This window comes from Lysinibacillus parviboronicapiens, from assembly GCF_003049575.1.
Lineage (GTDB): Bacteria > Bacillota > Bacilli > Bacillales_A > Planococcaceae > Lysinibacillus > Lysinibacillus parviboronicapiens.
In genome coordinates this window covers 64,340-88,565 of the sequence record NZ_PYWI01000019.1, presented here as the reverse complement: position 1 = coordinate 88,565, position 24,226 = coordinate 64,340, and the positions used below count along the sequence as shown (strand labels likewise).

General features: G+C 38.0%; 26 protein-coding genes. 22 read left to right on the top strand and 4 right to left on the bottom strand.

Features of this window, described 5'->3' with window-relative positions; translation table 11 throughout:
* Window positions 1-37 precede the first annotated feature (37 nt).
* The 8 genes from lplA to C9J35_RS16015 all read left to right on the top strand — a co-directional run bounded on the left by lplA (window position 38) and on the right by C9J35_RS16015 (window position 8,871).
* Window positions 38-1,030, top strand: coding sequence for a lipoate--protein ligase (lplA, locus tag C9J35_RS16050; protein ID WP_107925279.1), 993 nt, complete (start codon window positions 38-40; stop codon window positions 1,028-1,030).
* Window positions 1,031-1,286: 256 nt separating this feature from the next.
* Window positions 1,287-1,991 carry a response regulator transcription factor gene (locus C9J35_RS16045; RefSeq protein WP_054768005.1) on the top strand — a complete coding sequence of 235 codons (705 nt, stop codon included), beginning with the start codon at window positions 1,287-1,289 and terminating at the stop codon, window positions 1,989-1,991.
* Window positions 1,991-2,974 carry a sensor histidine kinase gene (locus C9J35_RS16040; protein ID WP_107925278.1) on the top strand — a complete coding sequence of 328 codons (984 nt, stop codon included), beginning with the start codon at window positions 1,991-1,993 and terminating at the stop codon, window positions 2,972-2,974. Before C9J35_RS16045 ends, C9J35_RS16040 begins: the two co-directional genes overlap by 1 nt.
* Before the next feature lie 11 nt (window positions 2,975-2,985).
* Window positions 2,986-3,417, top strand: a complete 432-nt coding sequence (locus C9J35_RS16035) for a hypothetical protein (protein ID WP_054767952.1) — start codon at window positions 2,986-2,988, stop codon at window positions 3,415-3,417.
* A 12-nt stretch (window positions 3,418-3,429) separates the two neighbouring features.
* On the top strand, window positions 3,430-4,206 hold the full coding sequence (locus tag C9J35_RS16030) for an ABC transporter ATP-binding protein (RefSeq protein ID WP_054767953.1): 777 nt from the start codon (window positions 3,430-3,432) through the stop codon (window positions 4,204-4,206).
* Window positions 4,178-6,112, top strand: a complete 1,935-nt coding sequence (locus tag C9J35_RS16025; protein WP_107925277.1) for an FtsX-like permease family protein — start codon at window positions 4,178-4,180, stop codon at window positions 6,110-6,112. Before C9J35_RS16030 ends, C9J35_RS16025 begins: the two co-directional genes overlap by 29 nt.
* A gap of 142 nt (window positions 6,113-6,254) precedes the next feature.
* Complete coding sequence (locus C9J35_RS16020) at window positions 6,255-7,802, top strand: fatty acid--CoA ligase family protein (protein ID WP_054767954.1); 1,548 nt, start codon at window positions 6,255-6,257, stop codon at window positions 7,800-7,802.
* A 421-nt stretch (window positions 7,803-8,223) separates the two neighbouring features.
* On the top strand, window positions 8,224-8,871 hold the full coding sequence (locus C9J35_RS16015; RefSeq protein WP_438941212.1) for a VTT domain-containing protein: 648 nt from the start codon (window positions 8,224-8,226) through the stop codon (window positions 8,869-8,871).
* A 320-nt stretch (window positions 8,872-9,191) separates the two neighbouring features.
* On the opposite strand, the gene C9J35_RS16010 is transcribed toward C9J35_RS16015, so the two are convergent.
* The 4 genes from C9J35_RS16010 to C9J35_RS15995 are packed head-to-tail and all read right to left on the bottom strand — an operon-like array spanning window position 9,192 to window position 11,875.
* The gene (locus C9J35_RS16010; protein WP_107925276.1) at window positions 9,192-9,902 is read right to left on the bottom strand and encodes a hypothetical protein; all 711 of its coding nucleotides are present in this window, start codon (window positions 9,900-9,902) and stop codon (window positions 9,192-9,194) included.
* Window positions 9,899-10,627: a hypothetical protein gene (locus C9J35_RS16005; protein WP_107925275.1), complete on the bottom strand. Its 729-nt coding sequence runs from the start codon at window positions 10,625-10,627 to the stop codon at window positions 9,899-9,901. Before C9J35_RS16005 ends, C9J35_RS16010 begins: the two co-directional genes overlap by 4 nt.
* A complete protein-coding gene (locus C9J35_RS16000) occupies window positions 10,611-11,504 on the bottom strand; it encodes an ATP-binding cassette domain-containing protein (RefSeq protein ID WP_107925274.1) in 894 nt (297 codons plus the stop codon). The genes C9J35_RS16005 and C9J35_RS16000 overlap by 17 nt, the downstream gene beginning before the upstream one ends.
* Window positions 11,501-11,875, bottom strand: a complete 375-nt coding sequence (locus tag C9J35_RS15995; RefSeq protein WP_054767959.1) for a GntR family transcriptional regulator — start codon at window positions 11,873-11,875, stop codon at window positions 11,501-11,503. Before C9J35_RS15995 ends, C9J35_RS16000 begins: the two co-directional genes overlap by 4 nt.
* Before the next feature lie 390 nt (window positions 11,876-12,265).
* Here C9J35_RS15995 and C9J35_RS15990 point away from each other — a divergent pair, with 390 nt between their 5' ends.
* The 14 genes from C9J35_RS15990 to hisIE all read left to right on the top strand — a co-directional run bounded on the left by C9J35_RS15990 (window position 12,266) and on the right by hisIE (window position 24,145).
* The gene (locus C9J35_RS15990) at window positions 12,266-13,495 is read left to right on the top strand and encodes an EAL and HDOD domain-containing protein (protein WP_107925273.1); all 1,230 of its coding nucleotides are present in this window, start codon (window positions 12,266-12,268) and stop codon (window positions 13,493-13,495) included.
* 221 nt (window positions 13,496-13,716) lie between these two features.
* On the top strand, window positions 13,717-14,565 hold the full coding sequence (locus C9J35_RS15985) for a YitT family protein (RefSeq protein ID WP_107925272.1): 849 nt from the start codon (window positions 13,717-13,719) through the stop codon (window positions 14,563-14,565).
* Window positions 14,566-14,617: 52 nt separating this feature from the next.
* Entirely contained in the window at window positions 14,618-14,941 is a 324-nt protein-coding gene (cccB, locus tag C9J35_RS15980) for a cytochrome c551 (RefSeq protein ID WP_054767960.1), read from the top strand.
* 197 nt (window positions 14,942-15,138) lie between these two features.
* Window positions 15,139-16,074, top strand: a complete 936-nt coding sequence (gene hprK / locus C9J35_RS15975) for an HPr(Ser) kinase/phosphatase (protein WP_107925271.1) — start codon at window positions 15,139-15,141, stop codon at window positions 16,072-16,074.
* A gap of 62 nt (window positions 16,075-16,136) precedes the next feature.
* Entirely contained in the window at window positions 16,137-16,958 is an 822-nt protein-coding gene (gene lgt / locus C9J35_RS15970) for a prolipoprotein diacylglyceryl transferase (RefSeq protein WP_054767961.1), read from the top strand.
* 12 nt (window positions 16,959-16,970) lie between these two features.
* The gene (ppaX, locus tag C9J35_RS15965) at window positions 16,971-17,612 is read left to right on the top strand and encodes a pyrophosphatase PpaX (RefSeq protein ID WP_107925270.1); all 642 of its coding nucleotides are present in this window, start codon (window positions 16,971-16,973) and stop codon (window positions 17,610-17,612) included.
* 4 nt (window positions 17,613-17,616) lie between these two features.
* Window positions 17,617-18,159 carry an acyltransferase gene (locus tag C9J35_RS15960; protein WP_107925269.1) on the top strand — a complete coding sequence of 181 codons (543 nt, stop codon included), beginning with the start codon at window positions 17,617-17,619 and terminating at the stop codon, window positions 18,157-18,159.
* Window positions 18,160-18,465: 306 nt separating this feature from the next.
* Window positions 18,466-19,638 carry an ATP phosphoribosyltransferase regulatory subunit gene (locus tag C9J35_RS15955; protein ID WP_054767962.1) on the top strand — a complete coding sequence of 391 codons (1,173 nt, stop codon included), beginning with the start codon at window positions 18,466-18,468 and terminating at the stop codon, window positions 19,636-19,638.
* Window positions 19,631-20,254 (top strand): ATP phosphoribosyltransferase, encoded by a 624-nt coding sequence (hisG, locus tag C9J35_RS15950; protein WP_054768006.1) that lies wholly within the window; start codon window positions 19,631-19,633, stop codon window positions 20,252-20,254. The genes C9J35_RS15955 and hisG overlap by 8 nt, the downstream gene beginning before the upstream one ends.
* Window positions 20,255-20,268: 14 nt before the next feature.
* A complete protein-coding gene (hisD, locus tag C9J35_RS15945) occupies window positions 20,269-21,543 on the top strand; it encodes a histidinol dehydrogenase (protein ID WP_107925268.1) in 1,275 nt (424 codons plus the stop codon).
* 4 nt (window positions 21,544-21,547) lie between these two features.
* A complete protein-coding gene (hisB, locus tag C9J35_RS15940) occupies window positions 21,548-22,147 on the top strand; it encodes an imidazoleglycerol-phosphate dehydratase HisB (RefSeq protein ID WP_107925267.1) in 600 nt (199 codons plus the stop codon).
* Window positions 22,144-22,776 (top strand): imidazole glycerol phosphate synthase subunit HisH, encoded by a 633-nt coding sequence (hisH, locus tag C9J35_RS15935; protein WP_054767963.1) that lies wholly within the window; start codon window positions 22,144-22,146, stop codon window positions 22,774-22,776. The genes hisB and hisH overlap by 4 nt, the downstream gene beginning before the upstream one ends.
* Complete coding sequence (hisF, locus tag C9J35_RS15930) at window positions 22,770-23,531, top strand: imidazole glycerol phosphate synthase subunit HisF (RefSeq protein ID WP_054767964.1); 762 nt, start codon at window positions 22,770-22,772, stop codon at window positions 23,529-23,531. The genes hisH and hisF overlap by 7 nt, the downstream gene beginning before the upstream one ends.
* Window positions 23,528-24,145 carry a bifunctional phosphoribosyl-AMP cyclohydrolase/phosphoribosyl-ATP diphosphatase HisIE gene (gene hisIE, locus C9J35_RS15925; protein ID WP_107925266.1) on the top strand — a complete coding sequence of 206 codons (618 nt, stop codon included), beginning with the start codon at window positions 23,528-23,530 and terminating at the stop codon, window positions 24,143-24,145. The genes hisF and hisIE overlap by 4 nt, the downstream gene beginning before the upstream one ends.
* Window positions 24,146-24,226: the final 81 nt, after the last annotated feature.

The following is a 24,226-nucleotide window of genomic DNA, read 5'->3' as shown; positions in this document are numbered from 1 at the left end:
AATAAATAAGGATATTTTGTGAAGGAGGAAACGCGAGATGATTTTCGTTGATAATAAAGGGATTCATGATCCACGCATTAACCTTGCCATTGAGGAGTATTTATTAAAGACAATGGATGTTGAGAAGGAACCGGTGCTGTTATTTTACATAAATCAGCCGTCCATCATCATTGGTAAGAATCAAAATACAATTGAAGAAATTAATACAGATTACGTGGAGGATAATGGCATTATTGTTGTGCGTCGTCTTTCAGGTGGCGGTGCTGTGTATCATGATTTGGGAAATCTAAACTTCAGCTTTATTACAAAAGATGATGGCGATAGCTTTATGAATTATAAAAAATTTACACAGCCAGTTGTAGATGCACTTGCAAAACTAGGTGTCAATTCAGAATTATCGGGTCGTAATGATATATTAGCGGAAGGACGTAAAGTATCTGGAAACGCACAGTTTTCTACGAAGGGCCGTATGTTTAGTCATGGAACATTAATGTTTGATACAGAAATCGACGCTGTGGTGTCTGCACTAAAAGTTAAAAAAGATAAAATCGAATCAAAGGGCATTAAATCGATTCGTTCACGTGTAGCTAATATTTCAGAGTTTTTAAAAGAGAAGATGACGGTTGAAGAATTCCGCTTAGAAATTTTAAAATCCATCTTTGGTGGTGAAGAGAATATCCGTTATTACAGCTTGACAGAAGAAGATTGGGTCAATATCCACAAATTGTCAGGTGAGCGATATCAAACATGGGAATGGAATTATGGTAAATCTCCACGCTTTAATATTCAAAAAACACATCGTTTCCCAACAGGGGGCATCGATATTCGCTTAGAAGTGAATCACGGCACTATTGAAGAAGCGCATATTTTTGGTGATTTTTTTGGTGTAGGTGATATAAATGATGTTGAACAACGCTTAGTAGGTACAAACTATGATCGTACTGCAATTGCTGAAGCATTAGCTGATATTGATATTGCGAAATACTTTGGTGGTGTTACAACAGAAGAGTTTTTACAATTAATTTATTAAGAAAAGCTGGAGGGTAAGAGGATGAACGCCTTCATCTCAAAAATATAGCTGGCGCTGGAGCCATTCGTTTCTAAATGATTATTGCGGCTGATTGCTATCATTTTTCTGAGTAGAAACTTAAGGCTAGCGGTACATTATTTTCTGAGCTAAAAATAGGTAGCTGACATTTTACAGGCGCTATAGAAAAAAGGTTCGTTGGCAATTATGTCGCCGAACCTTTTTTTGGTACAATATATAGAGAGAAAGGAGTGTGGATATGGAGAAGCATCGGATATTTATTGTCGAGGATGATGTAAAGATTGCATCGTTGCTCGCAGAAACGCTTAGAAAATATCAATACGAAGTTGAAACAATCCAAGAATTTGATTATCTCATTGAAGAGTTTAAGGCATTTAATCCACATATGGTATTACTTGACATAAATTTACCAGCATATGACGGCTACTATTGGTGTCGCCAGTTGCGTCAATATACAACTTGTCCAATCATTTTCATTTCGGCGCGTTCTGGCGAAATGGACCAAATTTTTGCGCTTGAAAATGGGGGCGATGATTTTATTACGAAGCCATTCAATTATGAAATTGTATTGGCTAAAATCCGGAGTCATTTGCGCCGTACATATGGTGAATATGCTTCTAGACAAGAAGAACGAACAATAAAGCAAGGACAGCTTGTATTACATTTAGAACGTATGGAGCTGCATAAAAATGAGTTAGAAATTCCATTGCAAAAGAAAGAATGTATCATTCTAGAGCTTTTAATGGGACAGGCACCAAAAGTGGTAACACGTGAGCAACTGCTTGAAGAGCTTTGGGATGACCAGGCTTTTGTAGATGAGAATACATTGAATGTCAATATGACGCGAGTACGTAAAAAGTTAGCGGATTATCATATTTCGTCTACGATAGAAACAGTTCGTGGTGCTGGATACCGCTTCATTTTAAGTGCGGGTGAGCTGTAATGGGCTGGAAATTATTTTTGCGAGACTATGCGTCATTCTTTATCTTCCAGCTCCTATTAGTGGGTTTTATCATGGTGTTGTATTGGTTAGATGGTTTTCGGAATGTCGATACTGCTATTTACTCAGTCAGTATTAGTTTGGTGTTGTTGTGCTCATTTCTACTTGTTCGCTATTTAATGCGTCAAAGTTACTTAATGAAAATTTCGCAGCTCCCAAAAACGATGGAAGATGGGCTGCAGAAAAATGCAAAAACACCTGAGGCTATGCAGACAGAAAAATATATGCATGAACTTTATCGACTGTATCAACATGAACTTCATTCTTTGTATGCCAGTCAAAAGCGACATGATCAGTTTATGAACCAATGGGTGCATCAAATGAAAACGCCCATTTCTGTTATTGAATTGTTATTGCAGGATGAACGCCCACTTGACAAAAAGAATGTGCAGGAGGAAATTGATCGCTTGCGCAGAGGCTTAGACATGGTACTAGTCAATGCTCGATTGGAGAACTTTGAAGAAGACATGCAAGTAGAACAGATTGCGTTAAAATCAATTGTGACTGCAACTGTTAATGAAAATAAACGTTTATTTATTACGAAACGAGTTTTTCCTGAAATTCATATTGAGGATGACATCATCGTAGCAAGCGATTCTAAATGGCTACGTTTTATTATCGGACAATTCGTCACAAACGCGGTGAAATATACATTTGAAGCGAATAAAAAAATAGTGATTTCTGCCATTAAAAAAGATGAATACATTCAGCTAGCAATCTGTGATGAGGGCATTGGTATTCCTGCTTCCGATCTTTCTCGTGTGACAAAGGCCTTTTTTACTGGCGAAAACGGACGTAAGACTGGGGAATCGACAGGGATGGGCTTATATTTAGCCAATGAAATATGCGAAAAGCTCGGCCATGAACTAGACATTACGTCCGAAGTAGGAAAAGGTACGGTTATTACAGTGACATTTACGAATTAGGGGGAGCGAGAATGAAAGAAGTTCGTATTGAAGATTGGTTATTAAATATTGAAGTAGAAAAGACAGCGGCTATATATGAGGACTTCACAGAAGTTTGTGCTGGTCAGTATTATGAAAATTTTTGCAAGGCAAGTCTTTTACTTGATGATAAGGTGTTACATTTTGGTGATGTGCTTGGGCTAGATTTACATAAGCCAAGTGCTATGAATGCCTTCCCAGTAGAGGGAGAACAAGTGATGTACAGCGGTCATTATACAATCTGTGGTGAAATCATTGCTGGTGAACTTGAAGCATGGGATATAGTTATTGGAGCGCATTGTTTTAGTCTAATCGAAGAGGACGATCACAAGCCAAAATTAGTGACAGAGCCGCATTTTCTTATCGGCTTTGAGGTTGTATTGCCATGGCAATTACCGGAGTCTATGGAATTAATCAAGAAATAAGGTGAATAAGGTATGCCTATTTTACAAATAAAAGATGTTACAAAGGTGTATGAGGGGAAGGTAACTCATCGTGCGCTAAATCAATTAAGCTTTGAAGTGGAGAACGGCGAATTTTTGGCCGTCATGGGTCCATCTGGAAGTGGGAAAACCACATTATTAAATATTATCTCTACTATTGATGAACCGACAAGCGGAGAGATAATTTTAGACAGTATGAATCCCCATAAGTTAAATGCAACCGAACTTGCCTACTTTAGACGACGTCAACTTGGATTTATTTTTCAAGACTTTAATCTATTGCATATGCTGACTGTGGAAGAAAATATTGTGTTACCGTTAACACTTGATCAGCAACCACTAGAGGTAATGGAAGAGCGACTTGCAAGTATTGTGGACAAGTTGGATTTAACTTCTTTCCTGCATAAACGACCGAATGAAATATCAGGAGGGCAGGCACAGAGAACAGCTATTGGCCGTGCACTTATCCACAATCCGAGCCTCATATTAGCAGATGAGCCAACGGGGAATTTAGATTCTAACTCTTCTCGCGATGTACTAGAACTATTAACGAAGATTAATAAGGAAAAACAAACAACGATTGTAATGGTGACACATGACCCAATTGCAGCAAGTTATTGTGATCGCGTGTTATTCATAAAGGACGGAGAGTTTTTCAACGAAATTTATAAGGATGATCGCCGTCAAATGTTTTTCCAACGAATTTTAAATGTATTGAGCTTACTAGGAGGAGGGCAAGTAGGTGACCTTTCGACAATTCGCTTACCGTAATGTCGTGCGGAACAGCCGTATTTACGGTGCCTTTTTTATGGCAAGCTTTTTTTCAGTAGCCGTATTTTTTATCTATTCAATGCTTATGTTTCATCCAGATATTGAGCGAGGCATCTTAGGAGAAGTATCGCTAATAGGGATGGTTGGTGCGGAAATCGTCCTCGTCCTCTTTACGTTATTCTTTTTATATTATTCCATGAGTGCCTTTTTAGAGGCAAGATCACATGAGTTTGCTATTTTATTACACCTAGGTATGGAAAAACGCCAGATGAATAAGCTGATTTTTTTGGAGACAATGATAATTGGTTCAGGCTCAATTATCGTGGGCATTATTTTTGGCTTTTCATTTTCAAAGTTTTTTTTCATGATTGTGCGTGAAATTTTGCATTTGGAGCAATTACCACTCTATGTATCGTGGGAGCCATTTTTACTAACGATTGGCGTTTTTACAAGTGCCTTTGTCGTTATTTCTTTTATTAGTGTGTATTTTAAACGAGAGCGAAAATTGCTTGATTTAATCAAAGGAGATGCTTATATAAATAGCACTTCCACCTTTTCGCAAGTTCGTGCGATATACGGAGTAGCGTTAATTTTATCGACCTATGTACTGGCATTTATAGTCTCGCATACGTCAATGATTGGCTTAACATTATTAATACCGTTCTCTGCAACTTTTGGGACGTATTATTTTTTTAGTGATTCAGTACCATTCTTTTTAGATTTAGCACGTGGCAAACGTAAATTTCATTGGCAACGTTATCGCCTTTTGTCACTGGCAGAACAGACACACGTTATGATGGACAATGTAAAGATGTTCTTTGTTGTGACGATGGTGTCCACAATGGCGTTTTTATCTGTGGGGGTATTAGCTACAATGTCCTCATATACGACACAGTATGATCGTTTAAATCCACTCGGCCTTATTTATAAGGGCGATGTAGATAATCCGTATGAAGGTAAGCATATTAATTCTCTTCGACTACAATTAGAGGACAAGGGCCTATCTTATCATTTATCTCGTTTTGTAGTTGTCAAGCAAACCTCTTCTTATACACATAATGAGGTCGAAGTATTCCGCGAATCAGATATGAATGCTTTGCTTACTTCATTTAGTTATCCGATGCTTAATCTAGCTTCGGGTGAAGCAGTCTTCATACCTTATTCGGAGGATTCTCTGAAAAAACTTAAAAATAAAGTGGTCCATACAGTACTAGAAGAGAACTCAATTTCTTTAACCATTGATAGTGTCTACCCTGAAATTGTTTTTCCTGGCTCAATAGTAAGCGTAAATTCGATTGTCATTAGCGATGAGGATTTTGTAAATCTGATTAAGCCTGTTGCAGATGAAGATATTGTACAGCCAAGCTATCATCTATTTACGTTTTATATTCCCCAATGGATGGAAACGAAAGAAATAGGAAAGGACATCGATGATTTAACTACAAACGAATATTTTATTAAGAAAGATAAACATAGCCCATTTTATTTCGAAAATGCAGGATTAAATTATTCTTATATACTAGCTACTTACTCATTATTTACTTTGGTAGGTGTCTTAGTGGCAACGGTATTTCTACTCGCGGCAGGTAGCTTTGTTTACTTTAAATTGCATACTTCCCTTGAACGTGAGAAGCGTAAATTTGATGTGTTAAAGCGAATGGGCTTAACGGATACAGAGCTGAAAAAACTTGTCAATCGTCATTTATTCCCCCAATTTTTCCTGCCATGGGGTGTGGCAATGATGCACAGTGCTTTTGCTTTCCTTATGGTTCAGAGCATACTGAAGGACATTGCCAATATTTCGATTGTTAAAGAAGTTTTCTTTGCATTCGGTTTTTTTGTCTTAATTCAAGTTATTTATTTCTATTTAATTCGTTGGCGTTACATCTCACATATTCGTTCTTAAAAAAGATACCCAAAAGAGAGAAAAATGATTTTTTTAACGCAAATTATGACATGAAATAAAAAGATTCATTGTCTTTTAGATATATTTCTTATATAATATTAATGAATAACGATTCATTTTATACGATAAGGGGATGGTGTAATTGAATTTAGTTTCATGTGTTCGTCAACAAGCAAAAGAACAGCCAGAAAAAGTCGCGTATCATTTTATGGGGAAAGATACGTCTTATGGCGAGTTTGAAAACACAATTAGTCGCTTTGCACAGGGGTTACAGGATTTAGGTGTACAAAAAGGGGATCATGTGGCGTTTTTACTCGGCAATACGCCACATTATTTAATTGCTCTATATGCCACGATGAGTATAGGGGCAACGGCAATTCCCGTGAATCCAATTTACACGCCAGATGAAATTTCATATATTTTGCGTAATGGTGATGTAAAGGCTGTTATTGCACTCGATGCATTACTTCCATTAGTTGAAGCGGGTGTACAAGCTTTACCTCAAGTAGAGGTATTTATAATTTGTGAGACAGCTGTAGATGCTGCTGAAAAGGTAGCTGCTTTATCAGATGCTGCACAAGCTAAAACACATCTATTTACGCAAGTGATTGCCACTGCCACAGGCTCTTTGGAACCCGTAGAAGTAGCGGAGGATGAAAACGCCATTATTTTATACACATCAGGTACAACAGGCAGTCCAAAAGGTGCGATGTTAACACATGGAAATGTCTACTCGAATGCACGTGATGTAGCAGATTATTTAGGCTATAAAGCAGATGATCGTATTATTGCAACATTACCAGTCTTCCATGTCTTTGCGTTAACAGTTGTTGTAAATGCACCATTGATTAGTGGTGCAACGGTATTGCTAGTACCACGCTTTAGCCCAATTGAAATCTTTGCATTAGCAAAACAACAACAAGCTACTGTTTTTGCGGGAGTACCTACCATGTATAATTTCTTGTATCAATTACCTGAGGGCAATCCAGAAGATTTTTCAACAATTCGTTTGGCTATTTCAGGTGGCGCATCTTTACCTGTTGCACTATTACATAATTTCGAGGAGAAATTCAGTGTACGTGTATCAGAGGGGTATGGCTTATCAGAAGCCTCACCTGTAACATGTTTCAATCCTTTAGACCGTGATCGAAAAGCAGGTTCAATAGGTACATCTATTAATAACGTTAAAAATAGAGTTGTCGACACCAATGGACAAGAGGTACCTGTTGGCGAAGTAGGGGAGCTAATCGTTCGTGGACCAAATGTAATGAAGGGCTATTACAAAATGCCGGAAGAAACAGCTATGGCCATTCGTGATGGTTGGCTATACACAGGTGATTTAGCGAAGGTTGACGAAGAAGGCTATTTCTATATCGTCGATCGGAAAAAGGATATGATTATTGTTGGTGGCTTTAATGTTTATCCTAGAGAAGTAGAGGAAGTGCTTTTTGCACATAATAATATAGTTGAGGCAGCGGTTGTCGGTTTCCCAGACCCTAACTTTGGTGAGGCTGTTCATGCATATGTTGTTTTGAAGGAAGTAGCAGCATCTACGTCAGACGATCTTTTAGCGTACTGCACAAAGCATATGGTGAAATATAAAGTGCCGAAAGTAATTGAAATTATGGAAGAGCTACCGAAAAATACAACAGGTAAAATTTTACGTCGCTCGTTAAAAGAGAAAGTATAAATTGTAAGTATTGCAGGACAGCGAGTCGAGCAGGACCTCACAGTTGCTGTAGCAACTGAGGGGCTTGCGAATTGCTTTCGAAAAATGAGCAAATTGTTTTATATAAAAATTTTAATAGTTTAAACAAGGCAGAGAAATGACAAAGGGCTTTTTGATAGCTCTTTTTTTTATGTCGTAAAAGACATAAAGTGAAAATTAACTCCGAAAGTGCCTATTAAATTAGTTGAGCGCCTAGGACTGTAATGATAAAATCAGTCATGTGCAAAACTTCTACATACTTTAAAAGAGCATGTCATATAGTGAGGGGAGTAGTAACACAAATAGCGGTGTAATCATCTTAAGAAAAATAGGAACCCTTTGATGTATAGCAGCGTCAAAGCTTTTAAGTAAAATTTAATCGAAAGAGAGCATACAAAAAATGATAGGACTCGTTCAAGAGTTAATTAGCTTTATTATGCATATTGATGTGCATTTAGAAGAAATCATTCGTGATTTTGGTAATTGGAGTTACCTCATTTTATTTGCCATAGTTTTTGTAGAAACAGGCGTTGTGATTTTCCCATTCTTACCGGGTGATTCATTACTATTTGCTAGTGGTACATTAACAGCTGCGATGGGCGCGTTTGATTTGTGGATATTAATTCCCGTATTTTTAGCAGCGGCTATTTTAGGGGATACGATGAACTATCATATTGGTCATAAAGTAGGGACGTCCATTCCTCCTAAGAGCTTCCTGGGCCGTATCATCAAAAAAGAACGTATGGAAGCGGCAGAGAAGTTCTTTAATACGCATGGTGGAAAAACAATTGTTATTGCGCGTTTCATGCCTTTCATTCGTACGTTTATTCCATTTGTTGCCGGGGCAAGTAAGATGCATTATAGCTACTTTTTATTTTATAATATTGTAGGTGCATTACTATGGGTATTCAGCTGTACATTACTTGGTTATTTCTTTGGTAATATTCCAATTATTAAAGACAATTTCTCAGTAGTACTTATTTTAATTATTATTATCTCTGTTGTACCAGCAGTTATCGGTGCTATGAAATCAAAATTTAGTACAAAATAAAAGAGGCTAAGACAAAAGAGAAAAAGTGTTAGATTGACTGATGTCGATCTAACACTTTTTTGCTGTAAGCGTTGATGTCCGCTACGGCGGACGCTTTCCGGGGGCGTGGTCTGAGCCTGTAGTCTCAGGCGTCACGCTAATCCCCAGGAGCCGCCGCCTTCGCTACCATCAACGAGTACTCTCTTCTAAATTTTATTTATTCCAAAAGGAAGAACGTCTAAATTTTTCTTCATTTTTAGATAGCAAAAATTTAATAACGCCTTTGCTCTTCTTTCTTAAAATTTAAAGTTATATCCCAGCCTCTCTATTTGTTAAATAACTTATCTTATATAGGTTACACGTCCTTGTAGGTCTTCTAACTCCGTATTACGCGCTACGTCGATCAGAAGAACGCTTGAATAATGGAAAAGACTTATAGAGGGCTCAAGATCTACCTCTCGATTAAAGTCTACTATCCCTAATGATGCTTTTATACGATTGTAGCTTACTTTATTTTCTAAGGGAGGCTCGATAAATAGCTGCTCCTGCGTCATATAGACAATCGGTAATGGTATTTGATCGGCCATATTAAGACCGTCAATAATGACAGGGAACTGATAGTAGGAAATAACAGCCTTTCCTTTTTCAATATCATCATTATAACGTAGTCTAATATCAAAATTTAAACCGTTTCCCCTCTCTTGTATAGAAACAGGCAAGGAATCTCCTTCAAACTTAAATTCCCATGTATTCTTTATATAGTCTTTTGTTAAATAAGAAGAATTGTATTCTTGATCGTACCGCTGCAAACTTTTTAATTCGCTCTCTAACTGCTTTATTTCTGAATTAGCTAATACTGTTAACTTAGATTCATAAAAGAAAGCAAAATAAAGAAAGGCAAGGAATCCGAGAGTGATATAACCTGCTATCACAATGATTATACGCTTAGGTGTCCAAAATTTTTTCGTATTTTTACTTAATTTCCTTAGTATTATAAAAATTACTAGAATGAGTATAAAGGGAATGAATAGAAGGGCTGTTATAGCTGTCATGTACGAGACACCTCCGATTTATTGGCTATCCAAATAGCGAGGCTAAAGGATATTGCAGCCACACTTAAATAACAGACGCTCATCATAAAATTCGGTAACATTATCAATCCTTTAAGGTTGATAGAATCTGGTGAAATTATTAGTATAAATACAGCGAACATTACAAAAAAAGAAGTGAGTGATTTAATGAAAACTGGCCCTTTAAAGCAGTTGCCAAACAGTAAACCAATTGCGCCAAATAAACAAATGATACTAAAGCACATCATGAATAACGTTGGTGAGAAGATAAGGTTATCTATTATAAATGGCTCATTTTTCAAGAATGATATTGCTAACAATTGTAAATAAAAAGTAGATGCCATAATAAATACAGCAATAAGACTATAAATCATAATAATAACCGTATTAGCAATAGTACTTGATGTACGACTTGATATTACTGACAAATCATCCATACGATATGCTCTAGTTGTAAAAATAATGGCACTAATAAATGCCCAGAATACTGAAAGAAATAAGTGCATATCAAGAGAATAGATAGTAAAGTTAAGATCTAAATTTTGTTGACCGTAGCCAGAGGAGCCACTACCAGAGCTGAAAAATAAAAATCCGAAAATACTCTGCAAAATGATGAGTGAACTGAGCGAAGAAATATATAATTTTATTTTCCATTTTACTTGTTTTTTTACAATTGTTTTTAGGGACAAGTTAGTCAAAGAATGCATCAATATCACGTCCTTTTTTTCTTGTTAAATACATGCAAACATCACTTGATGTAAGAGGTGATTTCGTGATGCCATTCGTTCGTAGCAAATCCTCCGAAATAACCAGACTACTAGCTTCTACTACTGCTAAGGTCATTCCTGCCATATCCTTTTGTGCATAAATTACTTTATCAGCTAGAAGTGTCGCTAGCACATCACTTGGTCCGTTAAGTACAATGAGCTGTTGTTTAAAATCTTCGACAGGCGCATGTGCAAGGACAGAGCCATCATCAATTAATAAAATTTCCTCTAGAATAGACTCCATTTCTGCTAGATGATGACTAGCAATTAAAAAAGTACGTGGAAAGGCTATGTATTCTTTTAATATAGCTCGGTAAAAATCTGTGCGAATAGCTTCATCCATTCCATTCATTGGCTCATCTAAAATTGTTAGTGCACAGCGACTTACTAAACCATAAATAAGATTGAATGTCGCCATTTGTCCCTTGGATAATTGTTGATGTTTTGAGGTTAAAGGTAATCCAACATAGTCAAGTAAACGATAAGCCAGCTCACCTTGCCAATTAGGATAAAAATCAGCGCCCATTGTAAGTATTTCTTCAAGTGTTAAATAATCAGAAAAGCTTAAACGGTCATCGATTAGAATCGTATTGGCTGCAGTGAATATATTGTTAAATGGATTTTTATTAAATACGCTACAACTACCACTTGTCGGCTTTATGTAACCCGCTAAAATATTAAGGAATGTCGATTTCCCAGCCCCATTACGCCCAATGATGCCGATAATTTTTTCAGATTCAATAGCACATGTTAGATTGTGTAAAGCATTGTGGTTGGCATAGTTTTTTGCTAACTCCTCACATTTAATAATGTTCATTTCAATCCCTCCTGTGTCTGTCGAATAAGTATTAGTAATTCCTCATCTGACACAAGTAATCGTTTCGCTTCAATTACTATCTCCTGTGCCATTTTCGTTAATGTCTCGTTTCGTCGTTTTGTTAATATTCGTTCTTTTGCATCTATCGTGACAAACATACCTAGCCCTCGTTTCTTATAAAGAAGTTGCTCTTCAAATAAAATCGTAAGTCCTTTGCCAGCAGTTGCGGGATTAATATTGAACAATTCTGCGAGTTGATACTGAGAATATACTTTCTCGTCTGTCTGTAAACGATCAGCTACAATTTCATGCTGTAACCATTCAGCAATTTGGATATAAATTGGTGTTGCACTATCTAAATTGACATACACTCAGAGAAGCCTCCTCTCTTTTATTTTTGGTATCTTAGTGCATTAGTGTTGTAATGTACTATAAATTAAATCTAAAGAAATGTCCATATTAAAAAAATTATTTAGACCGCTTATTCATGTTGCACTCACATTCGAATTACAATTTGGGGGCTGGTCCACAATTGAAATAGTGAGCTACGAGGAAGGAATAGCGGATTTTTATCTTATATGGAGATAGATGTCAATGAATATTATTCAAAGAGACTAAAAAAAGGAATAAATATACATTTATATAGGAAAATACTAATTATACTGTAAGGTAAAAATACTATAGTCTTGAAAAAAATAAGTGTAAAGTAACGAAAGATGCTATAATAATTATTATAAAATGGAGAATTGGAGGGCGACGAAATGGAAGTATTTATCGGAAGACAGCCAATTTTTAATCTTCATGAACAAGTCGTTGCATATGAATTGCTATATCGAAGTAAAAATATAAATTCATTTCCAATGGTCGATTCCGATGCGGCAACAGTTGACGTTTTAGTAAACTCATTTTTGACAATAGGTATCAACGAAGTAACGAAAGGGAAACCTTGCTTTGTAAATTTTACAGAAAACTTACTTATGAGTTCAATAAATGAATTTTTAAATCCTTCGCAAGTTGTGATTGAGATTTTAGAGGATGTACCTCTTACACCGAAATTAGTACAGCGGGTGAGTGAGTTAAAGTCATACGGATTTAAAATTGCTTTAGATGATTTTATTTTGCATGAAGATATACAAATCTATGATGAGCTTTTCGTACATATCGATTTTATAAAAGTGGACTTCTTAATGTCACCGTTACTTGAGCGTATGGAAGTTGAAAATAAAGTAAAAGAAAGTTTTCCTCATATTAAACTACTAGCCGAAAAAGTTGAAACACGAAATCAATTTGAAGTTGCCAAGCATTCTGGCTATGAATTATTTCAGGGTTATTTTTTTGAACAACCTCAAATTATTAAAGCAACAGATATACCAGGGAATGCTATTCAGTATTTTCATATTATCTCATTGTTAAAAGAAGAGGAGCCTAACATTGATTTATTGGCAGAAAATATTGAACGTGATATTTCGTTAACGTATAAATTGTTGCAAATGATTAATAATTCTAATAGACGCTCTAAATCGAAAGTGCGCTCCATTAAACAAGCGATACTATTGCTTGGTTTAGCAAACTTGCGCAAATGGATTTATTTACTGGCTATGCGTGAAATCGATGTCAATGCTGATTCAGACCTTTTTAAGGAATTGATGTGTACTTCTCTATTTAGAGCGAAGGTATGTGAAAAACTGGCCAAGCTTTCCTATAAGCAAAATTTCTCTGAATACTTCCTGATTGGGATGTTTTCATTAATTGATACTTTATTGCAGAGACCGATGAATATGATTTTACAACAATTACCCTTCTCGGAAGAAATTACAGAAACCCTTTTGGGCGTGCAAACAGAGATGACGCCCTATTTGGAATTTAGTATTGCATTAGGGAAATTGGATGGGGATTCCTTAAAGGAGCTATCATCCCAGCTTGACCTAGATATGGCACATATCAATGTTCTATATACTGAAGCATTGGAATGGGCCGAAACATCCTTTTAAAATAAACAAAAATGCACAGAATAAGTTACCTGTTACTTCAGGTAATTTATTTTTGCTTCATGACTTTAAAATTCTCATAAATGGATTTCGCCTTGACAAGATGTTAAGTCTGTAAACTATGAATCTGCTCTTCATTAAGATGAAGTTCTCAACGTGAAAACTATTTGCTATAATCATCTCGTCTTTAGAAAAATTCAGATAGTTGAAGTGGGCGTGGGGAAATGAATCAAACACAGGATGTAAGAGCAAGTATTTTGGAATATATGTATGTTATTGTTGGTGCAGCGGTTATAGCAATAGGCTTTAACGTATTTTTATTACCAAATCAAGTAGCTTCTGGTGGGGTCAGTGGAATAAGTACCATCTTACATGGTTTATTTGGCTGGAATCCAGGGCTTGTACAATATGCGTTTAATATTCCGTTATTTTTAGCTGGTGTTGTGTTACTCGGGAAAAAATTTGGTGTAAAATCCTTTATCGGTACGGTAATTTTACCGTTTATTGTATTGTTAACAAATAGCTGGGAACCATGGACAAGTAATCCTTTACTTGGTGCACTTTTTGGGGGAATTGTTGTCGGGTTAGGAATAGGACTTGTCTTTAAGGGGAATGCTTCTACTGGTGGCACTGATTTACTAGCGCAAATTATTACAAAATATACCGGCTTAACGCTTGGTACCAGTGTACTGTTGATTGATGGTGTTATCGCCATTAGTGCAGCAATTGTTTTTGACTTAGAGAAAGGCCTGTATGCCCTTATCGGGTTATATGTAACAACAAAAACGATTGATATTATTCAACTCGGCTTTAGTCAATCTAAAATGGTATATATTATTACGATGAAACAAGATGAAGTCCGTGATGCCATTTATGCCGAAATCAATCGTGGCGTAACAAAATTACCTGCCATTGGTGGTTATACAGGCGAAGCAAGACCAGTACTGATGGTTGTTGTCTATCAGACAGAATTCACAAAGCTGAAACAACTCATTAAAAACGTTGATCCATCAGCGTTTGTCATCGTTTCTGATGCCTACGAGGTATTAGGAGAAGGTTTCAAACGTGCATAATTTTGGTATACTATCTGGGTAAGATATCTATTTACTATGAGGAGGGGTACTAATGAAGAAAGCAATGTTAACATTAGTGTTCGGTTCTGCAATTTTCTTAGCTGCATGTGGTGGCGGAGATAAAACTGCGACAAATAACAATGAAGGTGCAACTGCTCCAGATGGTGAAGCAATTGCAATGAAATCATGTATTTCTTGCCACGGCGGGGAGTTACAAGGTCAAGGTAATACACCTGCACTAAATGATGTAGGCTCTCGTTTATCAGAAGAAGAAATTTTAGATATTATTAATAACGGTAAAAACGGAATGCCTCCTGGTGTTGTTAAAGGTGAAGATGCTGAAGCTGTAGCAAAATGGTTAGCGTCTCAAAAATAATGATAAAATGAAAACTAGCGGAGCTGGAGAGCCGCTAGTTTTTTGTTTTATACGGTGAATGGCTTTATGCAGGTGAAGGGATTTGAGAGGGATTTCCCTATTTTCTGCCACAGTAGCAAGTGCAAAATCATTTCTTTTATACATAGACATGCTAAAATAAAACAATATTCAAGTCGTTTGAATGGAGGCTACAAACATTGGTCGTAGTATTAACAAGGGACGTAATGGAGAAATTTAAATTAGAATTATTAGGCGGCGAGGAAGGAATCGGAAGAACGATTGCTACGAGCGATATTTCAAGACCAGGACTGGAAATGGCTGGATATTTTACGCATTACCCTGCAAACCGCGTACAATTGCTAGGTAAAACGGAACTGTCCTTTTTTGAAATGCTACCAGCAAATGTTAAACTTGAGCGTATGCGATTGCTGTGCTCGCAAGATACACCAGCAATTATTATCTCTCGTGACTTAGAGGTGCCCGATGAACTTATTCAAGCTTCGAATGAAAAGCATGTACCAATTTTTAAAACACATATGACAACGACGAAATTTTCCAGCAGACTGACAAATTACTTAGAGGGTCGCTTGGCACCTATGACAGCCGCTCATGGTGTTTTAGTCGATGTGTATGGCATTGGTGTACTGATTATCGGAAAAAGTGGTGTTGGGAAAAGTGAAACAGCGCTAGAGCTTGTGAAAAAAGGACATCGATTAGTAGCGGATGATTGCGTGGAAATTCGCCAAGAATCAGAAAATTTTTTAATTGGTAGTCCACCACCGCTTTTAGAGCATTTACTTGAAATCAGGGGTATTGGCATAATCGATATTATGACCCTCTTTGGTGCAAGTGCTGTAAGACCGTATAAACGTATTACTTTGATAATTGAACTTGAAATTTGGGACCCAGAAAAGGTATATGATCGATTAGGTTTAGAAGAAGAAAAAATGAAAATAATTGATACAGAGTTAACTAAGTTAACAATCCCAGTTAGACCTGGACGAAATGTATCTGTCATTATTGAAGTAGCGGCAATGAATTACCGTCTGAAAAAAATGGGCGTCAATGCAGCCGAAGAATTTTCAAGACGATTAGATGAAGTAATTTCATCTACAGATGAGCTAGATGATTAGCTTTTGACAAGGTGATGCATAAACATCGACGTGTGAGTGATGGATATTGAGAGGAGCATAAAATGGACTTATTACTATTAGACATTAACCCGATTGCGTTTCATTTAGGCCCTATACCTGTTCGTTGGTATGGTTTATTAATAGTATCGGGTATTATTTTAGCGTACTTTGTAGGGCAAAGAGAGGCTATAAAACGAGGTCTGCCAGAGGATTTTCTAGCAGATTTATTATTATGGGCAGTCCCTATTTCAATCATATGTGCACGTATATACTATGTATCAATGCGCTGGGACTACTATGGACAAAATCCTGGAAAGATAATTGAAATTTGGAATGGTGGTATTGCTATTCATGGTGCACTGTTAGGTGCCTTTGCGACAGCTTACATATTCACACGTATAAAAGGAGTAAGCTTTTTACGAGTGGCAGATATTGCAGCACCAAGTATTTTAATTGGACAAATCATTGGGCGTTGGGGAAATTTTATGAACCAAGAGGCGTTCGGAGGACCAGTATCACGTGGATTCCTAGAAAATTTAATGTTACCTGATTGGATTATCAATCAAATGTATATTGAGGAATTAGGCACTTATGTACATCCAACTTTTTTATATGAGTCTGTTTGGAACTTTATCGGTTTAATAATATTATTAGCGTTGCGGAAAGTGAATTTAAATCGTGGGGAAATTTTCTTTAGTTATTTAATATGGTATTCAATTGGGCGTTTCTATATCGAAGGCTTACGTACAGATAGTCTTTATTTAGTGGGAGATTTACGTTCGGCTCAAGTTGTCTCAATTATAGGCATCGTAGTTGGTCTTGGTGCGATACTTTACCGACGCTGGATGGTCAAACCTACTGTGAAATATTTGGATAATAAATAAGGGGTGCAACACATGGCTGTAAAGGCATTGCTGTTTGATTTTGATGGTACACTACTCAATACGAATGATTTAATCATTCAAACGTTCATGCATGTTTTAGAAGAAAGATTTCCCGGGCAATATTCGTCAAAAGATTGCCTGAATTTCATTGGACCGTCATTAAAACAGACATTTAGTGACATAGCGCCTGGCGAAGAAGATGCAATGATGGCAAAATATCGTACTTGGAATGTGCTTCATCATGATGAGCTAGTGACAGATTACCCTGATGTTGTTGCAACTTTAGAGCATTTAAAGTCGATGGGCATTCAATTAGCGATTGTCTCAACAAAACGTAATGAAATGATTGACCGTGGACTGGGTGTACTAGGTGCGACTCATTTATTTGATGTACGTATTGGAACGGATGATGTAAAGAATGTAAAGCCCAATCCTGAACCTGTGTTGCTAGCTCTTGAACGCCTTGGCGTAGCGAAAGAAGATGCCATTATGATTGGAGACAATTCTCACGATATTGAGGCAGGACACAATGCAGGTGTTAAAGCAGCTGGTGTTGCTTGGTCGATAAGAGGTGCGGACTACTTACTGCAATTTAAGCCGGAATATATGTTGCAAGCTATGACGGATTTAATTGACATCGTGAAAGAGGGGTAAGTTGATGGCTCGTAAAACAGAACGTTACCGTGTCGAAGGAGCGAACTCGCTGTGGAATATTTATGATACGGTGTCCTTTTGGAAGGTGATGAAGTGTTTCATTGTCATTCAAATTGGGCGCTTCACACCATTTTTACGTGTAAAAAACTGGCTGTATCGCACTATATTAAAAATGGATATTGGTCATCAATCGTCGTTAGCTTTAATGGTCATGCCAGATACAATGTTCCCTGAACGTATTCATGTTGGAAATAATACGGTTATTGGCTTTAATACGACAATATTGGCACATGAATATTTAATTGAGGAATACCGATTAGGGGATGTGCATATTGGCAATGAAGTGATGGTGGGTGCCAATTCAACAATTTTACCAGGTGTGACGATAGGTGACGGAGCAATTGTTTCAGCTGCAACCCTTGTACATAAGGATGTGCCAGCTGGCTGTCTAGCAGGTGGTAATCCTATGCAAATTATTTTTACAGCTGAACAGATGGCAGAGCGTAAACGTAATGAAGTTGTGCAATGGAGTACACCTAAAAAGTAAGATAATACTCACGATGCGTGAATGCGCATCGTGAGTTTTTATATGCCTTGTGATAAGGATAATGCATAAAAGGCGGATGACGTATAAGAATGTTTGCAAGTGCCGCTTTCGCGTCGGAAACGCTACCGATTAAAGTTTCTCTTTACATAAATAAGTGTATAATTAACAGAATAGTAAGTATCGAAATTATTCGAGAACTTATAGAGGAATTACATTGACTGATTGGGAAGAATGCGTTAAAATTCTTTCATAATCCATTTCTCTAATACTCTAGTGAATTAAAGCGAAACGTAAGGAAGTGTCAAAATGTCATCGATTAAAATGTTTGAAAAGCCGCTTGGTATGCGTGATACATTTCCGCAAATTTATGAAAAAGTAGAAGCTGTAAGACATACAGGACGAGAATTTTTACGCTCAAGGGGCTATGAATTTATAAAAACACCAACGGTAGAATATTTTGATACGGTTGGGAAAGCATCTGCAATTTCTGATGCGCACTTATTTAAGTTGGTTGATAGTCAAGGGAATACGTTAGTACTTCGCCCAGATATGACCACACCAATTGCTCGCGTGGCTACTTCAAAATTATTAAAAGAAAAGATTCCGCTACGCTTAGCTTATTTTGCAAGTGTCTTTCGTGCACAGGAAACAGAAGGCGGCCGACCAGCAGAATTTGAACAAATGGGTATCGAGCTGATTGGTGATAATTCAGTTTTTGCTGATGCCGAGGTTATTGTTACAGCAATGGAGCTATTAAAGCAGTTTGGCTTAGAAGAATTCAAAGTAACAATTGGACATGCGGGTGTACTAAATTGCATTTTGCAGGACTATACAGAAAGCATTGAGCAAGAAGATACTTTACGTACATTGCTGGTGCAGCGCAACTATGTAGGATTTGAGGAAGCTGTGGAAGCCTTTGATTTACCAAAGACTAAATCTGATGCATTGTTACAATTCATAGAAGAAGCCATGACATTAAAGGAAATAAAAGATATTGAAAAGTATGTGCGTAAAAATGATGCACTTGATTATATGCAGCAGCTCGCAAAATTACTCGAGGTAGCAAATTTAGCTGACTATGTTGCGTTTGATTTTACGCTTTCTAGCCATATGAGTTATTACACAGGAATGCTCTTTGAAGTGTTTGCATCCGGTAGTGGCTTCCCACTAGGAAACGGTGGTCGATATGATGGTTTGCTTGAAGTGTTTGACTCAAAAGTAGGTGCGACTGGATTTAGTATTCGGGTGGACCGCTTACTAGAAACGTTAGCAGGACAAACTGTTGAGAAGGAAGAAGCAATTGTCGTGTTGTTTGCAGAAGAAGACTTTGAAGCCGCGCTTGAAAAGGTGCAAGCCTTTCGTCTAGCTGGTAAACAGACAACTTTACAATTGAGAAGTAGTTTAGTCGATGAAGAGGCCTTCCAAGCACATTTTACAAAGGTAGTCGTTGTGGGACTGGGGGGAAATGATGATGAATGAATTAACAATTGCTATGCCGAAAGGACGCATATTTGAAGAGGCATACCAGATGCTTATTGAAGCAGGCTTTAATTTACCTGAAGAAGTAGAGATGTCACGTAAATTAATGATTGAAATCCCTGAAGAGAAAATTCGTTTTATTTTAGCGAAGCCTATGGATGTACCTGTCTATGTAGAGCATGGTGTAGCTGATATAGGCATAGCTGGAAAAGACGTATTATTGGAGCAACAGCGTGTGGTGCATGAGTTGCTCGATTTGAAAATTAGTGCTTGTTATATTGCATCAGCAGGTTTACCCAAGACAACAATGAACGAAATTGCGCCAAGAATTGCTACGAAGTATCCAAATATTGCAATGAAATATTATAAAGGTATCGGTGAGCAAGTCGAAATTATTGAATTAAATGGCTCAATTGAATTAGCACCAATGATCGGTTTAGCTGATCGCATTGTGGATATTGTCTCAACCGGACGTACGCTCAAGGAAAATGGCTTAGTGGAGTATGAACATATTACAGATGTTTCATCTCGTTTAATCGCCAATCCAGTAAGCTATCGCATGAAGGGCAATCGAATTATTGACCTTGTAAAGCGCTTAAAACAATGTGTCAATTAAAGGGGACTTTGTGAATGAAGATTACCAAACTAGCAAAAGGAATATCTTTAAAACGCCCACTTGAGGGTGGTAATGAAGAACAATTAAAGGTCGTACGTCAGGTATTAGCAGATGTACGAGCACAAGGGGATACAGCAGTACGCACCTATACAGAAAAATGGGATGGTTTTGCGCCAGACAAGTTACATGTGACAAAAGAAGAGATTGAAGCAGGTGCAAATGCTCTTGATGCCCAATTATACACGGATTTAAAGGAAGCGGCAGATAATATTCGCCTATATCACGAGCAGCAAATGCGTACAGGCTACCGTTTAGACTTAGCTGATGGCTCTTGGCTTGGACAGCGTATAACAGCGCTTGATGCAGTAGGTCTATATGTCCCAGGGGGGACTGCAGCCTATCCTTCATCGGTGTTAATGAACGTTATTCCTGCCCAAGTTGCAGGTGTAAAGCGTATTGTAATTACTTCACCTGCTGGAAGAGATGGACATTTACCAGTAGGTGTACTTGCAGCAGCACATATTTTAGGTGTAGAGGAAATATACAAAATCGGTGGTGCACAGGCAATTGCGGCTCTTGCATATGGCACAGAAACCATTTCAGCAGTCGACAAGATAACGGGCCCCGGTAATATTTTTGTAGCGCTTGCCAAACGAGAAGTATTTGGTGAAGTAGCCATTGACATGATTGCGGGACCAAGTGAAATTGCAGTACTAGCAGATGAAACAGCCTTTGCAGATGAAATAGCAGCGGATCTTTTATCGCAGGCAGAACATGATAAAATGGCTTGTCCAATTCTAGTCACAACTTCTGAAGAACTTGCTCATAGGGTCGCAATAGAAGTAGAAAAACAGTTAGTTACGTTACCGCGTGCAGAAGTAGCGCGTGCATCTGTTGAAAATTTTGGTGCCATTTATATTGCAGAAACGATGGCAGATGCTGTGGATGCTATTAATTCACTGGCACCTGAACATCTAGAAGTTGTCACGAAAAATGCAGAAGCTGTAGCTGAAAAAGTACGTCATGCAGGTGGGATATTTATCGGTCGTTATAGTTCAGAGCCGGTTGGGGATTATTTTGCTGGCACTAACCACGTGTTACCAACCAATAGTACAGCACGTTTTGCAAGTGGGTTAAATGTGGATGATTTCTTGAAAAAATCAAGTATCGTTTATTATAGTGAAAAAACTTGGGCAGCAAATGCGCCGAAAATTGCACGCTTAGCACGCATGGAAGGCTTAGAGGGTCATGCACGTGCAGTAGAATCGCGTGGATGGGAAAAGGAGTAGCAGGATGACAGAAAAGACACGGTATGCAAAAGTAGAACGAAAAACAAATGAAACAAAAATTTCTGTGGCTATTAATTTAGACGGTGAAGGAAAAGCAGACATTAAAACAGGTGTCGGCTTTATGGATCATATGCTTGACTTATTTATTAAGCATGGTCTTTTTGATGGTACTATTCAAGCTGATGGTGATACATATATTGACGATCATCATACGACAGAAGATCTTGGCATTGTATTAGGACAAGCGATACGGGGGGCGCTAGGAGATAAAAAAGGCATTAAACGTTATGGCACTGCTTTTGTTCCAATGGATGATGCCCTTGCGCAAGTTGTTGTGGATTGTTCAAACCGTCCGCATTTAGAATACCGTGTACCGGCACTAAAAGAGAAGGTGGGTACATTTGATACGGAATTAGTGCATGAGTTTTTATGGAAGTTTGCGCTAGAAGCACGTATGAACGTCCATGTCATCGTGCCATATGGACATAATACACATCACATTATCGAAGCGATTTTCAAAGCTTTAGCACGTGCTATTGATGCGGCAGTAGAGATTGATCCACGTGTTAAGGGCGTACCTTCAACAAAGGGGCTGTTAACGTGAAAGTTGGTGTGATTGATTATGGAATGGGCAACTTGTTCAGTGTTGAACAGGCACTAAAACGTCTTGGGTGTGATGTTATAGTTACTGCGGATGTAAATGAGCTGGATGCTACAGATGCTCTTTTATTACCAGGAGTTGGGGCATTTCCTGATGCGATGAAACGTCTAGCTGACACAAATCTAGCTAGTTACTTACAAAAAGTAAAAGCAGAACATCGCCCGTTGCTCGGTATTTGCTTAGGTATGCAACTACTATTCGATGACAGTGATGAGGTTTCATTGACGAAAGGCTTAGGTTTCTTTAAAGGAAGTATTCAACGTTTTAGCGGTGAGCATGAGGGAAAACAATACCGTGTGCCACATATGGGGTGGAATGAGCTAGTTGTAGCTAACCGCCCAGCTTGGCTAAAGGATGAAGCACAGGCGAAGCATGTCTATTTCGTACATTCATTTTATGCAACAGGAATGGATGCCAATGAGCTTGTAGCCTATGCGGAATACCATGGTATCAAGGTACCAGGCATTGTCACGAATGGAGCGATTACGGGCATGCAGTTCCATCCCGAAAAATCAGGAGAACTTGGTGTGTACTTATTAGATCAGTGGTTAAAAGGGGTGGCGGCGTGCTAACAAAGCGTATTATTCCATGTCTGGATGTTAAGGAAGGACGTGTTGTAAAAGGTGTACAGTTCGTGTCATTACGTGATGCAGGGGACCCTGTAGAACTTGCAAAGTTTTATGATGAGCAAGGAGCAGATGAGCTAGTGTTTCTTGATATATCGGCATCACATGAAGGGCGTGAAACAATGGTAGATGTAGTGCGCCAAACAGCGGCCACACTTGCCATTCCATTTACGGTGGGTGGTGGTATTCGCACATTAGATGATATGAAACGTATTTTACGTGCAGGTGCAGATAAAGTATCCATCAATACCTCTGCCATAGAACGTCCAGCGCTTATTAAAGAAGGTTCCGACTTCTTCGGCGCACAATGTATCGTTGTGGCAATTGATGCCCGCTACAGTGAAGAAGACAGCACATGGATGGTCTATACACACGGTGGCCGTAACAAAACAACTTGGCAAGCAACGGAATGGGCAAAGGAAGCTGTTCGCTTAGGTGCAGGTGAGATTTTATTAACAAGCATGAATCAAGACGGAGAGAAGTCAGGTTTTGACTTAGCATTAACAAAAGCGGTACGTGGGGCTGTGACAGTTCCTGTAATCGCTAGTGGCGGTGCAGGAAATGCCGCACATTTTTACGAAGTATTATCAGAAGATGTTGATGCAGATGCAGCACTTGCGGCATCTATCTTTCACTATAAAGAAACGAGTGTAGCACAAGTAAAAGAGTACTTACGTGGAAAAGGAGTGGCAGTAAGATGATTGACAATATCAAATTTGACGATGCAGGTCTTGTTACAGCAGTAGTGCAAGACGCTACTACAAAAGAAGTATTAACTGTAGCATACATGAACAAAGAATCCTTGAAAAAAACTATTGAATCCGGTGAAACTTGGTTCTACTCACGTTCACGTCAGCAACTTTGGCATAAAGGGGCTACAAGTGGTCATACGCAAAAGGTCGTATCCATCAAAGCAGATTGCGACGGCGATGCAATAGTCGTTGAAGTGCTTCCTGCTGGTCCCGCTTGTCATAACGGCACAACTTCTTGCTTTACAGAAGTTCTTCAAGAAAATGCCAAGGTCGGTTCAGTCGGAATTATTCCAGAGCTTGTAAAAATCATTGAAAAACGTGAACAAGAAATGCCAGAGGGTGCTTATACTACATATTTATTCGAAAAAGGTATCGATAAAATTTGTAAAAAAGTTGGTGAAGAAGCTACAGAAGTTGTCATCGGTGCGAAAAACCGTGATGCAGAGGAAGTTAAATGGGAAGCAGCGGATTTAATGTACCATTTATTAGTGTTATTACAGGAACAGAAAGTAAGTGTTTTTGACGTATTACATGTGTTGGAAAAACGTCACGAGGAGAAATAACAGCATATTGCTTATAGTATGGTATAATGAAAGTTACTGTGAAAAGGAACGTGTAATGCGTTCCTTATTTCTTGTTTCGGA